Annotated in this window: 16 protein-coding genes; 10 read left to right on the top strand and 6 right to left on the bottom strand. The window is 41.4% G+C overall.

The features are described from left to right. Positions 1-62 precede the first annotated feature (62 nt). The 3 genes from ASD40_RS24975 to ASD40_RS24965 are packed head-to-tail and all read right to left on the bottom strand — an operon-like array spanning position 63 to position 3,220. On the bottom strand, positions 63-908 hold the full coding sequence (locus ASD40_RS24975) for a carbohydrate ABC transporter permease (protein WP_057305838.1): 846 nt from the start codon (positions 906-908) through the stop codon (positions 63-65). Position 909: 1 nt separating this feature from the next. Further along, positions 910-1,860 (bottom strand): carbohydrate ABC transporter permease, encoded by a 951-nt coding sequence (locus ASD40_RS24970; protein WP_057305837.1) that lies wholly within the window; start codon positions 1,858-1,860, stop codon positions 910-912. 31 nt (positions 1,861-1,891) lie between these two features. Beyond that, a complete protein-coding gene (locus tag ASD40_RS24965) occupies positions 1,892-3,220 on the bottom strand; it encodes an ABC transporter substrate-binding protein (RefSeq protein WP_057305836.1) in 1,329 nt (442 codons plus the stop codon). A gap of 216 nt (positions 3,221-3,436) precedes the next feature. Here ASD40_RS24965 and ASD40_RS24960 point away from each other — a divergent pair, with 216 nt between their 5' ends. Continuing rightward, positions 3,437-5,752: a helix-turn-helix domain-containing protein gene (locus tag ASD40_RS24960; RefSeq protein WP_057305835.1), complete on the top strand. Its 2,316-nt coding sequence runs from the start codon at positions 3,437-3,439 to the stop codon at positions 5,750-5,752. Between the two features lie 69 nt (positions 5,753-5,821). Here the strand turns inward: ASD40_RS24960 and ASD40_RS24955 are convergent, their stop codons facing one another. Further along, complete coding sequence (locus ASD40_RS24955; protein ID WP_057305834.1) at positions 5,822-6,658, bottom strand: helix-turn-helix transcriptional regulator; 837 nt, start codon at positions 6,656-6,658, stop codon at positions 5,822-5,824. A gap of 130 nt (positions 6,659-6,788) precedes the next feature. Between ASD40_RS24955 and ASD40_RS24950 the strand changes: the two genes are divergently transcribed. From ASD40_RS24950 to ASD40_RS24930, 6 genes are all read left to right on the top strand, one after another. After that, positions 6,789-8,300 (top strand): sulfatase family protein, encoded by a 1,512-nt coding sequence (locus ASD40_RS24950; RefSeq protein ID WP_057306307.1) that lies wholly within the window; start codon positions 6,789-6,791, stop codon positions 8,298-8,300. A 249-nt stretch (positions 8,301-8,549) separates the two neighbouring features. Then, a complete protein-coding gene (locus tag ASD40_RS24945; protein WP_063860401.1) occupies positions 8,550-9,200 on the top strand; it encodes a chromate transporter in 651 nt (216 codons plus the stop codon). A gap of 17 nt (positions 9,201-9,217) precedes the next feature. Then, positions 9,218-9,418: a chromate transporter gene (locus ASD40_RS39280; RefSeq protein WP_327205299.1), complete on the top strand. Its 201-nt coding sequence runs from the start codon at positions 9,218-9,220 to the stop codon at positions 9,416-9,418. Continuing rightward, entirely contained in the window at positions 9,369-9,755 is a 387-nt protein-coding gene (locus ASD40_RS24940; protein ID WP_327205298.1) for a chromate transporter, read from the top strand. The genes ASD40_RS39280 and ASD40_RS24940 overlap by 50 nt, the downstream gene beginning before the upstream one ends. A 32-nt stretch (positions 9,756-9,787) precedes the next feature. Next, positions 9,788-10,759, top strand: coding sequence for a formylglycine-generating enzyme family protein (locus ASD40_RS24935; RefSeq protein WP_082562425.1), 972 nt, complete (start codon positions 9,788-9,790; stop codon positions 10,757-10,759). A 43-nt stretch (positions 10,760-10,802) separates the two neighbouring features. Continuing rightward, positions 10,803-11,210, top strand: coding sequence for a carbohydrate ABC transporter permease (locus ASD40_RS24930; protein ID WP_268795927.1), 408 nt, complete (start codon positions 10,803-10,805; stop codon positions 11,208-11,210). A gap of 235 nt (positions 11,211-11,445) precedes the next feature. On the opposite strand, the gene ASD40_RS24925 is transcribed toward ASD40_RS24930, so the two are convergent. Beyond that, entirely contained in the window at positions 11,446-12,405 is a 960-nt protein-coding gene (locus tag ASD40_RS24925) for a LacI family DNA-binding transcriptional regulator (protein WP_057305831.1), read from the bottom strand. 207 nt (positions 12,406-12,612) lie between these two features. Here ASD40_RS24925 and ASD40_RS24920 point away from each other — a divergent pair, with 207 nt between their 5' ends. Both ASD40_RS24920 and ASD40_RS24915 read left to right on the top strand, forming a co-directional pair. Next, complete coding sequence (locus ASD40_RS24920) at positions 12,613-13,248, top strand: DUF5677 domain-containing protein (protein ID WP_057305830.1); 636 nt, start codon at positions 12,613-12,615, stop codon at positions 13,246-13,248. A gap of 16 nt (positions 13,249-13,264) precedes the next feature. After that, the gene (locus tag ASD40_RS24915) at positions 13,265-13,918 is read left to right on the top strand and encodes an HAD family hydrolase (protein ID WP_082562424.1); all 654 of its coding nucleotides are present in this window, start codon (positions 13,265-13,267) and stop codon (positions 13,916-13,918) included. Positions 13,919-14,026: 108 nt separating this feature from the next. Here the strand turns inward: ASD40_RS24915 and ASD40_RS24910 are convergent, their stop codons facing one another. Beyond that, positions 14,027-14,611: a TetR/AcrR family transcriptional regulator gene (locus ASD40_RS24910; protein ID WP_057305828.1), complete on the bottom strand. Its 585-nt coding sequence runs from the start codon at positions 14,609-14,611 to the stop codon at positions 14,027-14,029. Positions 14,612-14,890: 279 nt separating this feature from the next. On the opposite strand from ASD40_RS24910, the gene ASD40_RS24905 reads away from it, so the two are divergent. Then, on the top strand, positions 14,891-15,571 hold the full coding sequence (locus tag ASD40_RS24905; protein WP_057305827.1) for an NAD(P)H-dependent oxidoreductase: 681 nt from the start codon (positions 14,891-14,893) through the stop codon (positions 15,569-15,571). Positions 15,572-15,669: the final 98 nt, after the last annotated feature.

Genomic DNA, 15,669 nt, shown 5'->3' with positions numbered 1-15,669 from the left:
GCATAAAAATTTAAAGCGCCGTATCGATTGTTTGGGTCGATATGGCGCTTTTCTTTATTTTTTTATTCCTTAACCGCACCTGCGGTCATGCCGGAGACCATATATTTTTGAAAAAATAAGAATAGCAGCATGATGGGAATGGTGGAAGCGACGCAAACCGTCATAATGTTTGCCCAATCGTAGGCGACTTCGCCCATATAACGAATGGAAATACCAGGATTTAGTGTCCGCATAGCATCCTTGGTAATGAGTGTGAGTGAATACAGCAAGTCGTCCCAAGACATGATGAACGAATAGATGCCCACTGCAAAGATACCGGGCTTGGATAAAGGCATCACGATACGAAATAAGATCCCCGTGCGGCTTACGCCGTCCATTTTAGCAGCTTCCTCCAAAGAGATGGGAATATTATCGAAAAATACTTTCAACATCATGATGGAGAATGGCAGCGCAGATGTCGTGAGTGCAATAACGAGCCCTAAATGGGTGTTAAGGAGCCCATATGATTTATACATCGCATACAGCGCGATGAGCAAGGAAACGACGGGCAGCATTTGCGTCGACATAATCGTTAGCATGGCGAAGCCTTTGAAAGGAAAACGGAACCGAGAGAAGGCATACCCTGCCATGATGGCAAGCAGCAGCGTTAATAACGTTGTCGACAGGCTGACGATCAGGCTATTTTTGTAATAGATGATGAATGCCGATTCACTTAACAGTTTGACGTAATGTTCAAAGACAGGTTGAATGAAGATCCATTTAGGCGGCAGCGCGAAAAGCTCTGAATTGCGTTTTAATGACGTGATTGCCATCCAATAGAGGGGAAATAGAAAAAATGCGAGATAAACGGCCAGCAGAGCAGGGGTAGCGACCAAGCGTAGCAATCGTTCTTTCCAGGTGTTATTCATGTTAGTGCCCCCTTGCCTGGTTGTCTTCACCAATTGAAAATAGCTTATTATATCCCCAAGATACGAAGAGTAGTAATATAAGCCATAAGACTCCAATTGCTGCGCCTTCGCCTAGATTTAATTTAATAAACGCAGTCTTATAGCTTAGAATCGCTAAGGTCGTGGTTGCGTTCAGCGGTCCTCCGCCGGTCATAATCCAGAATAACGGAAACATTTTGAAATTCTCGATCATGGCGATCAAGGTGACCGTTTTGATCGTATTCTTCAACTGCGGCAGCGTAATGTACCAGAACGTTTGCTGTCGGTTGGCTCCGTCAATTTTGGATGCTTCATAAATATCCGCGGAGATTCCTTGCATACCGGCAAGCAGCATGGTACTCATGAATGGCAGCTGGCGCCAAAGGGCAGCCACCATAACAGCCGGCAATGCAAGATGGAGACTGCTCAGCCATTCGTAAGGTTTATCGATAATCCCCCAACTTACAAGGATATAGTTCAAAACACCGTATTGAGGCTGAAACAGCCACATCCATAATAATGCTACTACAATTGTTGGAATCGTCCATGGAATCAGGATGGCAGTACGCAGCAATTTACGCATTCGAACCACTTGATTGAGCATCAATGCTAGGAGGATACCTAGTACAAATTGAAGAATCACGACGCCTACGACATATAACAAAGTTGTTCGCAGGGCTTGAATAAAGTCATTTTCGGTCCACAAATGTAAGTAGTTGGCGAAGTTATTCCACCTGTAGTCATTCATTCGCACCAGTGTGACATCAAAGAAACTCATATAAATCGAGTTGACGATGGGAATGCCGAGGGTCAGCAGCAGCAGCACCATAGGTGGCGCTAACAAAAAGAAAAGAAACCATCTGTCTTTGGCACGACTCGATAACCATGCATTTCTGAAAGGTTTCTCGAGTTTCATACTCACTTTGAATAGCATGGCTAAGTTGTTCACTTCTTTCTATAAGGGTTCATTTCAGCGTTTGTTTAAGCTTAGCATCCAAATCAGCCGCTATTTTTTCCGGCGTTTCTTTAGCAATAGTAACTTTTAGAATGGAATCCGCCATATCCAGATATGATTGCTCTAGGCCTTGATTATTTTTCGGTAATGCGTTAATAGCATTCATTTGTTGGTTTAACGCTTTATCGAAAGGAGTATTGTTGAATTCAGGCAGTGTGCTGACCGATTTTCTGGCGGAAACGACATCACTCTTTTGATGATAGAGCAGCATCATGTCTTTGTCGGTTAAGAACTTGATGAAATTGACTGCTTCTTGCTTATTTTTGGAATCTTTCGTGATGACGAGTCCATGGGCTTCGCCTATGGAAACGCTTTTGCCTGATTTGCCAGCAGGCATCAGAGCTGCTTCCCAAGTGCTGTCGAACGCTTCGCCTTTGCCGCTTAATGAACGGAATACGGCTTTACCATAATATCCGTCCGCATACATGCCGAGACGACCGATTGCGAACAGATTGCGCAGGTCTTTCAGTTTCGCCGCCTGTGGCGACAAGTTCTCGCTTATCAATGTCTGATAATACTTGAAGGCAGAGATGGTTTCCGGTGTATTTACGTTTACCTTACCGTTCGTATCTAAGATGGAGCCGCCAAAGCTGTAAAGCGTCTTCAAGAAGATCATCCCGTTGATAGGCAGTTTATCCGTCGGTTCGCCCAGCCCATATATACTTTCTCCGCTGTCGGTTTTTAACTTGGAAATTTTTCGTGCGATATCCAGCATTTCATCAATGGTTTTCGGCGGTTTTTGCTCCAGTCCCGCTTTTTTAAACAGATCCTTATTCCAATACAGTACGTAAGGCGAAGCTGCCCACGGAATACCCATCAGCTTGCCATTATAAGTGTAATCATCCTTATAGGAAGGAAGTAGATCGTTTACGTAATCTTTGCCTAACAAGTCGTCAAGCGGTTCCACGATGTCGGAGGCGGCATAGGTAGGGAATGAAGCGGTGAATGTTTGGATGATATCTGGCGCATCGCCGCTTGATGCCATCACAAAGGTTTGATCTTTAATGTTTCCGAACGGAATACCTATAAATTCAATTTTGACATTCTTATGCAGACTCATATAGGTGTCAGCCATTTGCTGCAGTGCATCTTTGGTTGCTGCTTCATTAATGCTCCAGCTTGCGAACTTTAACGTAACGGGTGAACTGGAAGTGCTTGGTGCAGATGCTTGATCATTCCCTTTTGGTGATTCACTCGGTGTATTTCCCTGTGACGAGCAAGCAGCTAATAATGAAACAGTTAAGCAGCTCGTTAATACAATGCCTAAATATTTTTTCATTTTTAATCCCCCTGACATGTAGTTGACTTGCACATTAATCATATCGTTCTGGATTCTTAGCTGTATATGGGAAGTATTCGTATGTTCATCTCGAAAAGTCATATCTCGGCATCATACATTACTGACGTGCGTCATGATTTTCTGACTCTTTATATCATAAACGGGATAAGGTATGGCATAATTAACGCATATTGCATAGAAAGAAAGGTAACTATCATGAGAACATTTACTCGGCAATGGATACAATGGAAAAAAACGAATCGGTTGCTGTTGTTATATTTCATCTCCTATATAATTGTTATTCTCATGCCTGTTATTGGAATCGGTTTCTTTTCATATCGTCTTGCTTTCTACACGGCTGTAGATGAAATCAGCCATTCTCATATCAATTCATTGCGGCACACGGTGGCAACCTTTGACGATACATTAAGAAGAATCAATTCGCTGACCGTGGGTATTGGCATGGATGGGAGATTAAACAGTTATTCCGCCGATAATGACAATCGTTACTTGCTTAATGAGTTTCAAGATATGCTCAAGCAAGCCGTCGCGCAGGATCAGAAGATTCAATCCATCCAGCTCTTTTTCGAATCCGGCCAGGTTATGATTTCTTCAGATAGGCTCATTCATCCTTACCAAGGCAACATGGCTGACCGATGGGTGGAGGCGATTCGCAGAACGGATCAAGACCATCTTTGGCTTCCCCCCAGGCTCATGAGCAATAATGACGAACAGGAAAAAAGTATTATCACATATATTAGCAAGGTACCTATCAGCTACCATAACAAAATCGGATATCTGGCGATACATCTTTATGAGGATCAACTGCAGGAACTGCTTACGCAAATGCAAAATATTGCGCACATGAACACGTATATCGTCGCTTCGGACGGTCAATTTATTACGTCATACAAGCAGGTGAATGTTGGCAATGACGTGACTCAAGCAAATATGAAGCAAGTTGCTTCAACTATAGGTGAGGGCTTTTTTACAGACAAAGCGCATCATCCGCATTTGCTGGTCGCTTATTCGACGCCAATATGGAATGGATGGAGGCTTGTGTCCCAAACGCCCCTAACCAATATTTACGAAAGACTATCCTATATTGGGTGGCTCACATTAGGATTCTGCGTGTTGTTAAGCATAATTGGTATTGCGATTTCATATTGGCTTTCACGTAAAATGTACGATCCGATCAAACAATTGATGGAGCGAGCGAGAACATACATGGACGAGCTCTCTTTAGAAAATCCGTTACATCATACAAATGAACTGAGTTTAGTATCCGATGTACTGAAGACGGCCGTAGGGGAAAAAAAGCTGTTGGATCAGCATTTTCGCAAACAGACCCCGGCTATGCTCGATCGCTTCGCAATGGCGCTGCTGCATGATCGGTTAACCGATTCAAGGGACATTAAGGAGCAGATCGAACTTTATCGATTGGGGTTGTCTCTTCGAGGGTATGTTGTCATCGTCGTCGAAATGGACTATGCTGCCGAATTAGCACAGCGTTTTTCAAGCAAAGATCTGAATTTGTACCGATTTGCGATCGCAAATATCATTTCAGAGTTGATTCAGATCCAAACACATTATCGATTTATCATCACGGATGTATCGGAGTACCAGCAGGCCGTTATTATTAATGTGTTCGATATGATGGAGGCGGAAGAGCTTCGGGAGCTCGCTGGGCATATGCAGTCTGTCATAGGTGAACTATTAAAATTATCGGTTTCGATCGGCATAGGCAGTGTCTATCTGGACATCACTCAATCGCATAAATCTTATCAAGAGGCACTCCAGGTACTTAAAAGCAAGCTTCTCCATGGTGCTAAATCTGTACTTCTGTACGAAATACAGAATAAAGAGAAGGATGGAATCTATTATCCATTGTTGCAGACTGAAAAGCAGATCACTAATAACCTAAAGGCAGGAAACACGAAAGAGGTATTGTCAATTCTGGAAAAGCTGAAAACGGAAATTACACAAAAGCAGCTTCAGTCAGAATCGGTTTATATGGCTTATAATCGTGTACTTGAAGCTAGTATTGAAGCTTTACTTGAGCATAATGGCCACCCGCGTCAATTATTCGGTCCAGATATCATACTTTACCGGGAGCTAGCCAAACGGGAGACTATTGATCATATTCACCAGTGGATCTCGGGTATTGTTGCGCAAATCACAACATATATTCAAGAACAGGACAATAAAAACAATAAAACCGTAGAAAAAGTCGTTGCTTACATTCATACACACTATCAAACAGACTTGTCTATCGAAATGATTGCCATAGGTGTAGGCTTAAACTCTTCTTATTTGAGCCGTATATTCAAGCAGCATAAGAGTCAAACTATCCTTGAATATTTAACACTGAAAAGAATGGAAGAAAGTAAAAATCTGTTAATGGATACAAATATGAACTTGAATGATATCTCCATGGCGGTTGGCTACAACAATGTAAACAGCTATATCCGTTTTTTCAAAAAGATAGAGGGGATTACTCCGGGGGAATACCGGAAAAAGAGAGTCCCATAAAATTCCAAGCTAAAAAATGACATTCAAACTAACAATGGTTTGAATGTCATTTTTTAGCTTGGCGCACTCCTAACCACGGAATGTTTTTGGGGATAACCCGTAAAATTTCGTAAATGCCCGGCTAAACGAATATAAATCGGGATAACCGAGGGAAAGTGCGATTTCGGTCACCGAAAGACTGCTTTGCTTGAGCAGCTGGGCACCTTGTTCCATTCGAAGCTGCTGCAGGTATTGCATTGGGGAACAGCCGTATGCTTCCTTGAAGGAAGCATACAGATGCGAACGATGAACTCCGGCGTAACTAGAAGCCATTTCGATTGTGATTTCCTCGGTACAATGGAGTTCCAAGTAGTCTTTTACTCTTGCCAACCAATGGGGTTTCGGATTTTGCTTTTCTGACTGCGTCAGCTTCTTCAATCTCCAAAAAAGTTCCATTAACAAGCTTTGTTCCTTCAGAGGGTCCACATTCTCCGTTTCATATCCCCGAAAAATAAGGCGAAGAGTCCCCCACACTCGATGGTCCATCATTTGTCTGCCAAAAAACGATTCCGGAGAAAGCCCTGCTTCAGCAAGCAATAATGGAGCCTGGGGGCCATCTACTGCCAGCCAAGCCATCTGAAGTGGCGGCTTGTCCCCGGATATAGACCAGTACGTGTAAGAACGGCCTGGAAAGAGACAGAATAAGTCCCCTTTTTCCAGAACGCTCTCCACCCCGTCATCCGACACTTTGACAACACCATTCAACACAAAATGAATACCGAATTGACGAATGATTTTCGGTCCTACTTCATAATGAGGCTTAGCCTTGTTTCGGCCTGCCCGTACGATCCAGCACCCGCCTGAAGTTTGCAGCGGGGTAGGAAGGGCATACCAAACATCGGCGTATTCATGAGCGTACTCCTGCATCCTCATCACCTTTTTCGAAATTTTTCAAGACAAAATGACAAGTCTAGTCATCTTGTTATTTTCAGATAGACAAGGTTTAGTATACCATATTTACAAGGGAAATAATGAATTGTTAGAGGAGCTGAAGTTTGTGAACAAACCCAACATTTTACTTATTACCAGTGACCAACAGCATTGGAATACAATTGGAGCGTTTAACGAGGAAATCCATACCCCTAATCTAAACCGATTGGTTCGAGAAGGGACTACGTTTACGAGAGCGTATTGTCCGAATCCGACTTGTACTCCGACTCGGGCGTCGATCATTACCGGCATGTATCCGAGTCAACACGGGGCGTGGACACTCGGCACCAAGCTGCTGGAAGACCGGCATACCGTTGGTGAGGATTTCAACAGGAACGGTTATCAAACGGCTTTGATCGGTAAGGCGCACTTTCAACCCTTGCGCTCTACAGAAGAGTATCCTTCGCTTGAAGCATACCCGTTGCTTCAGGATTTGGATAAATGGAGGAAGTTTAATGGGCCTTTCTACGGCTTTGACCATGTAGAGTTGGCCCGAAATCATACAAATGAAGCGCATGTAGGCCAGCATTATGCCATTTGGATGGAAGAAAAGGGCTGTAAGAATTGGCGTGATTATTTTCTCCCTCCAACTGGCACGATGGATAATAGCATTTTACACAAATGGCCGATACCGGAAGAGTTTCACTACAATACTTGGATTGCTGAACGGTCAAATGCTCTGCTCGAGCAGTACAAGGAGAATAACGAACCGTTCTTCCTATGGTCGAGCTTCTTCGATCCGCATCCAGATTATCTTGTGCCTGAGCCTTGGGACACGATGTATGATCCGGACCAGCTTACGATACCGGGGATCACGCCAGGAGAGCATGACCGGAATCCGCCGCACTTCCGGATGACACAGGAGGAGAATCCTGATTTCTCCGCATGGCGCGAAACCGGTCAAGGGATTCACGGCTACCAATCTCATTCTATGCAATCCCCGGACGAACGTAAAAAACTAGTTGCGACTTATTACGGAATGATCAGCTGTATGGACAAATATATCGGCAACATTCTCGATAAGCTGGATGAGCTCGGGCTTGCAGACAACACGATTGTCGTGTTTACGACCGACCATGGGCACTTCTTTGGTCAGCATGGGCTGCAGTACAAAGGCGGCTTTCACTATGAAGATTTGATCAAGCTGCCCTTTATTGTCCGTTATCCTGCCCATGTCCCGGAAGGCCGTATCTCACCGGCGATTCAATCACTTGTCGATCTTGCACCTACACTCCTGTCGCTTTCCAGTATTCCGATTCCTTCAGCAATGACAGGGGTGGATCAAAGCGGTGTCTGGCTCGGTACACAATCGGAAGCCAGAAAACATGCCATTTGCGAGTTCCGGCACGAGCCAACGACCATTCATCAGAAGACGTATGTCGATGAACGGTACAAAATTACCATTTACTATAATCAAACGTACGGTGAAATCTTCGACCTTCAAGAGGATCCCGGAGAGCTCAATAACCTTTGGAATGAGCCGCAATACGCAGCACTTAAATCCGAATTGCTTTTGAAATACGCTTGGGCGGAGTTAGGAAAAGAATCGATGCCTATGCCACGCATTTGGCACGCTTAACCGGCAATTAGAGTTACCCATTTAAAGGGTTGGGTGCATTTGCTCTCGGCTCTTTCTTTTTTCGATATCAGGGGACAGCCAGTTGGACCGATTATGATACTTCCGATTATGTATGATACTTCCAATTATGAATTAACATAGTTCTGAAATGGATTTAACTCATTGATATAATCGGATTAATGGTCATTACTTATATAAAAATACGGCGAAATTAGTGTATTCATGAAAACATATTCGGGAGGTTACTTGATGGGAATTAATCGCTTCAGAGTCATTTGGGATATTTTCTGTACGTTTTTGAAGATTGGACCAGCCACTTTCGGTGGAGGTTACGCCATGATTTCGGTCATTGAGAGAGAGGTCGTCATCAAACGGGCATGGATTCCTGAGAAAGATATATCCAATCTCATCTCCATCGCGGGATCGGCACCTGGAGGAATCGGTGTTAACGCTTCGGCGTTCATTGGGTACAGATTGGCCGGAATTCCCGGGGCGGTCGCGGCTGTTATTGGTATTACACTCCCTACATTCCTAATTGCTCTTTTGCTTAGTCTTGTTTTTACTTACATACAGGGTAACCCTAAGGTAGAGGCTGCGTTGGTAGGCATTCATGCTGCCATTATCGGATTAATTGCTTTAGCAGCTTACAACATGGGCAAATCCGCTATTTTTGATAAAACAACCTTGGTTACTGCGATAATCACTTTGATTATTTTATTGTCTTTGCCAGTTCATCCGTTGTACGTGATTCTCATTGGTTTATTTATTGGCATCGTATTGGTAAAAGTAAAAGAAGCGATTGGATTTGATGTTCGGTTAGAAAAAGGAGAGAAAGCCCTGGTTTCTTCTCATGGAACAGGCTATGCCAAGTACGAGTATTTTTTTGCTGAAGGGATTTAACCGCAGGAGGTGGAGGCATGTTATGGGAGTTATTCCTGACTTTTTTTAAAATTGGCTTTATGTCTTTTGGCGGCGGTTATGCGATGATTCCAGTTATTCAACATGAAACAGCTGCTCATCATTGGCTTTACCGCAGAGCAATTCACGAATTCTGTTGCCTTGGCAGGAATGGCACCGGGCCCGATTGCAACGAACACTGCTACATTAATTGGTTATGAAACAGCGGGTATGATCGGTGCAACAGTTTCCACAATTGGTATTGTTTTACCGTCACTATTCATTATTGTCATTATCGCTTCGTTCTTCTACCGGATGGATCAGAATAAACAAGTACGCTCTATCTACTATGGGCTTAAGCCTGTCGTAACGGGTTTGATTGCATATGCAGCGATTCATTTTGGTTTCGAGGGCAAAGCCGGAATCTTGTTTACGTGGAAAAATGTGATAATAGCTGTGATGGCTGCAGGTGTTTTCGTTGCAGTACTGAAATATAAAATGTACCCATTAACCGCTATCTTCCTTTCTGCCTTAATCGGTATTGCATTATTCAGCTAGTTACATTTACAAAAGTGAAAGGGGCGTTTCGTATGGTAACCAATAAACCGTCATGCTGCTCAGCAAGACGGAGCGCTATTCATCAAACTGAGGCAAGCCACGAACATTTATTCAATACCCTGCAGGTTCATACAAAATTAAAATGCCAAACGGATGGCATGATTTATTTGCCTGGTGGCAAGTTTTTGATGGGGACTGATGATCAAGAAGGATTCCCAGCTGATGGTGAGGGGCCTGTCAGAGAAATTTCTGTTAATCCTTATTACATCGATGCTACGACGGTAACGAATGAAGAATTCAAGAGATTTGTTGAGGATACAGGCTTTCAAACCGAAGCTGAAACCTTTGGGTGGTCCTATGTTTTTCATCTTTTTGTTTCTGAAGCAACTACGTTGCATGTGAAAAATTCGGCACAACAAACTCCATGGTGGTGGGTAGTAAATGGCGCTGACTGGCTTCATCCCGAAGGTCCTGATTCTGGAATCCAAGGTAGGATGGACCATCCGGTCATCCATGTTTCCTGGAATGATGCAGTTTCATATTGCCGATGGGCAGGGAAAAGACTATTGACAGAAGCTGAATGGGAGTTTGCTGCTCGAGGAGGACTGGTGCAGAAGAGATACCCTTGGGGGGATATTTTGAAACCGGGCGGACGGCATATGTGCAATATTTGGCAAGGAAAGTTCCCAGAGAAAAATCATGCTAGTGATGGGTATGCGGGCACGGCGCCTGCCAGATCCTTTGAACCAAACGGATACGGCCTTTACAATGTAGCTGGTAATGTGTGGGAGTGGTGCTCGGATTGGTTTAGTCCTACCTATCATACCAATGGCGCAAAGGATAACCCCACTGGGCCTCCATCTGGAGACAACAGGGTTCTAAGGGGAGGTTCGTACTTGTGCCATGCTTCCTATTGCAATCGATATCGTGTGGCGGCACGGAGTAAGAATACACCCGACAGTTCTGCGGGAAATATAGGTTTTCGTTGTGCTGCGGATGCTTAATTACACTTTTATGTCGCGATGAACTTTGATCGGTTTGACGATTGTGTATTCGGTCATGCAGATTCCGTTTGGGATTTTTATTTTATCCGGCTTTATTCAAGCACTGCCTAAAGAACTGGAGGATGCGGCCACAATCGACGGCTGTGGTATATTCGGCACTTTCTTCAAAATTATGCTGCCGCTGTCTCGATCGGGTTTAATCACCGTAGGCATTATGAACGCACTTACATACTGGAACGATTACATTATTCCTATGACTCTTATAAACTCCCCGGAAAAATATACGGTTTCATTAGGTCTTGTTTTCATGCAGGGAGAGATGCAGTACAGTGTCGATTGGGGAATCCTGTTCGCGGCGTTAGTCATTTCTGTTATTCCTGTGTTTTTAATCTACATTTTTTTTCAACGACATATTAGAGAAGGGCTAACAGCCGGAGCGCTCAAAGGGTAAATATCCTCCATAAAATCATGCAACCCAACTGCCGCAGCAGATTCTGTTGCTCGACCCAATTGGAGCCATGTTTCAAGTTTCAATTTGGAAAGCATTGACTTCAACACACAATCAAACGCCTTGAACTCTAACGGATACTGATAGCTCAAAAAATGCAGCGGCAGTCTAGGACTCTATTTCACAGTCCTTAGCTGCCGTTGCTCTTTATTATGATCTTACAATAACTCCGCTTAGTCTATACGGTTAGACGTTCTATCAAATTAATTGGAATTTCTTCATGAAAATGGCTTCCGTCAATAACTTGAAGAAATAATCTTCTTCCGATCTCAACAATGGGAATTTCAAAAGTCGTGATATTCATAATTTTAGCAATAGGTTGGTTATCAAATCCTACAATTGCAAGTTTATCCGGTACTCCTATGTCATTTTCCTTGCAATAAGTTAAAATTCCGGCTGCTACTTGGTCGCTAGTAACCAAAAGTGCGGTTGGAGGGTCCTCCATTTTTATGATTCGCTGCATAATCCATTCCCCATCTTCCAGGTGAACACAATCATAAAAAATATAATTCGGGTCAAAAGTTTCATTCAAATTGGAATAGAAATCTCTGTAAGCTGCTTCTCTTTGTTCGCTGTTGGGACTAGATTTTCTTGCCAGGCAATAGCCGATTTTATGGTGACCTTTGCTTCTTAAATATGATAATGCTCTGGAAAAGCTTTTATAATGGTCAATAAACATGGAGGACACGTTTCTGCCGCGGGCGTCTTCTAACACAATAATTGGACCATATCGTACGTATTCCTCTACAATATCCCAATCGCTTGTTTTTGAACAAATAATGAGAGCGTCGATTTGTTTTAGCTTCAGCATCATTAGAGCATCCATTTCTCGCTCTATTTCATAGTTTGTCTGGATGAGCACTAATTTATAATTATCTTTTATTGCCTCATCCGCTATTCCTTCAACTACCATTCCGAAAAAAGGACGTCTTATGGATGGGACTACGACACCTATAAGATTCGTTTTTCCTTTACTTAAATGAACAGCGTTGATATTACGCTCGTAGTTGGCCAGCTCCATTGCTCGTCTGACAGCTTCTTTTTTGATCGTACTTACGTAAGGATGACCATTAATGACTCGAGACACTGTTGTAACCGACACTCCAGCAAGTTTAGCGATATCTTTAATATTCGCCATAATGTCACCATTCCTTCAAAAGAATCAACAGTTTACTTTTCAATTCAAGTTTACTTCAAACAAGTATTATTTAAGTATAATCCTGTACTTTTTTTAAGCAAATAATAAAAGTTGACATGGAACGCGTTTCATAAATTACATTGCTATTGTAGACAAATTATTAATGAATTGAACGAGTCATATTTTATGAATGGGGGTGAGTGGATTATGTACAACAAAGAAGTCGTTATGGAAATGAAAAGTAATCATTGGAAGTTATTGAAATTTTATGATGATTGGGTCGAATTAATTGATCTTTATCTGATAGAAGAACAAATTCCACATAACTTACTTTCTCATTTATCGTCATACTTTATAACCAGATTTCATAAGTCAAAAATTGCACTACGTCTTTTGTTAGTTTCCGGTTTTTGTGATGAGGCTTATTCTGTATTACGTATGATGGTTGAATATACAATTACATTGAAATTTATTATAAAGAATCCGGAAGAGCGAGTTTTTCAGTTTATAGATGATACTGGTTTAGTCCGAGAGGATGAACAAAACTCGGATATTTTAACTATGGCGAATGAAACAAAAATGCAATATTGGTTCAATTCCGTCTACATGCCCTATTCAAGTTGTATGTATCCGCATTTAAGCACGGATCTTGGGGAACTCTTTCTTCCTGCAGGCCCCGTCCCCTTTAACGCAGATGATATGCTTACAAAATCATGTCACTTAGCAGCTATCATACTCGGTTGCGCTCTTGAAACTAATCCAAATGATAATGAGCTAAGTAAAACTATGAAGAATAAATTGGATTTATTGTTAGTGGATATGAATGGAGTTTACGCATTTTAAAAAAAGGAGAATGCATATGTTGAAATGTATCATATTTGATCTTGATGGTACGATTGGAAATACGTTACCGTTATGTATTGCTGCTTTAAAAAAATCCATTGAACCATTGGCTGGCAGAACGTTTTCTGATCAGGAAATTAGAGATACCTTTGGTCCTTCCGAAGAAGGAATAATACATGCATTAATTCCTAATCAATACGAAGAGGTGATCGAGAGTTTCCTATCGCATTATCAAAATTTGCATACGATGTGTGCTACACCCTTTGTTGGAATTGTAGAAGTATTAGATTATGCAAAAAACCATAATGTCCATTTGTCTCTGGTTACTGGCAAGGGAGAACGGGGAACAGGTATTACACTTTCTATGTTTAGGATTCATTCCTATTTTGATCTTATTGAAACAGGTTCTCCTCGGGGGTCAAGAAAAGTAGAAGCAATAAAAAATGTTTTAAATCAATTAGGAGTTGCTCCTGTAGAGTGTATATATGTGGGAGATTCTCCAAGTGATATTATTGAATCCCGAGAAGTTGGGGTACCCATTGTATCTGCTGCGTGGGCCGAGACTACTAATCAAGAAGAACTTTTGGCCTTGCATCCCGATTGGCTCTTTGCTGATGTAAAAGAATTTACGCAATTCATTAAGCAAACTATCGAAAACGAAGTTTCTTAGGCTCTTCATCCCTTGAGTAGCGCAAAAGAGTCATACATTTAGTTATGCTGGTTCTGGTGCAAAGTTCTAATCCATGATAGCATTATTGAAATTTCTTGGGGTCAATAATCATCCTTTAAAATTATTTATTTCCGTCAAAATAAAAGGTAAGGCTTTTTTTATATATTGTTCTGCTGAAAGAGAACTATTATTTTCCCAATCCACAGATGCTCCGTAAATTCCCCAACTCAACACAGTAGTACCAATTTTTAAGGCTTCCGAATCCAAGCTAAGTTGTTGTTTTAAAAATAGGGTATAAAATAATTCTCCCAGTTCTTTTTTTATTTTTTGTTCAATTATTGAATAAAAGGATTCCATACTTCTTCTACATTGTGAGCTATATTCTGTACGTTTTTTTGTATGAAACTTAGTTAATGTAAAAAAGATGTTTACAATAGTCTCTTCATTTAACCTATCGTAATGATTCAAGTGTTTCACAATGCTTTCTAATATATCTTCTGTAATGGAGGCATCCATTAAGTCGTATTTATCTTGAAAATGAGAATAAAAAGTGGCACGATTTACGGTTGCTTCCTCCGTAATGTCCTTTATTGTAATGTCTTTGAACTCCTTTTTTTGAGCTATTTTCATAAAGGCATCCATTAACAATTTTCTTGTCCGTATAATACGTGGATCTACTTTCATTTCTTCCATATTTATCCCTCTCTTTTATATGAATAGACAACAATTTAATTTGTTTGTTGTATAGGCGATAAAACACCAAAACTGATGATTGAGAATAAATGAATTCTATTTTAGAATCGAGTATACAACATCCATTGTTTATACAAAACATGTTGGATTCTACATTTTTAATATTTGACAACTGGATGAGTAGGTCAATCTCTTCAAAAATAAGGGAAATATATGCTAATATTTTTTTCTTATCGATGGATAGCTTATCTAAAACAACTAAGAAGGAAGTGTTTGAATATGACACAAAGAGTGATAAAAAGACAAGAAATTCTTGATGCGTTTAATTTTAGACGTGCTATAAAGACCTTTGATCCAACAAAAAAAATCTCAGAGGAAGACTTTAATGTAATCTTAGAAGCAGCCCGACTTTCACCAAGCTCATGTGGCATTGAACCTTGGAAATTCCTCGTTGTCCAAAATCAGGAATTCAGAGAAAAGCTAAAAGAAATTTCTCCAGGCGCACAAGGTCATCTGCCAACTGCGAGCCATTTCGTTATCATTCTTTCAAGAGCAAGCGAGGATACAAGGTACGACTCAGAATATGTAAAAAATCAATGGCTTAATGTTATGGGTGTTCCAGATGAAATATCTGATCAAATAATAGAGGGTATAAGAAATTTCCAAGTAAACCAACAAAATCTGTTTGAAAATGAGCAAAAAGCATTGGATTGGGCTAAAAGACAAACCTTTCTTCCCTTTGCCAATATGATGACTGTAGGAGCGTTACTAGGAATTGACTCTTGTCCAATAGAAGGATTTTATATCGATAAGGTAGAAAAACTCCTTGCGGAAGAAAACTTACTAGAGGATGGTCACTTAGCTGTTTCGGCTATGGTTGCATTTGGATACCGAGCAAATGAGCCTGCATTCCCTAGAGGGAGAAAAGACATGAAGGATATTGTGCAGTGGATTAATTAATGATTTCAGACAGGTTGGAAAGAGAGCGTAGATGCGGGTATATGACAGAAGAAATTAAAGACAGAATCAACAATAGTGTACAGGGATATTATGGTTCT

Source organism: Paenibacillus sp. Root444D2 (assembly GCF_001426375.1).
GTDB lineage: Bacteria > Bacillota > Bacilli > Paenibacillales > NBRC-103111 > Paenibacillus_E.
This window is presented reverse-complemented; position numbering and strand designations above follow the sequence as displayed.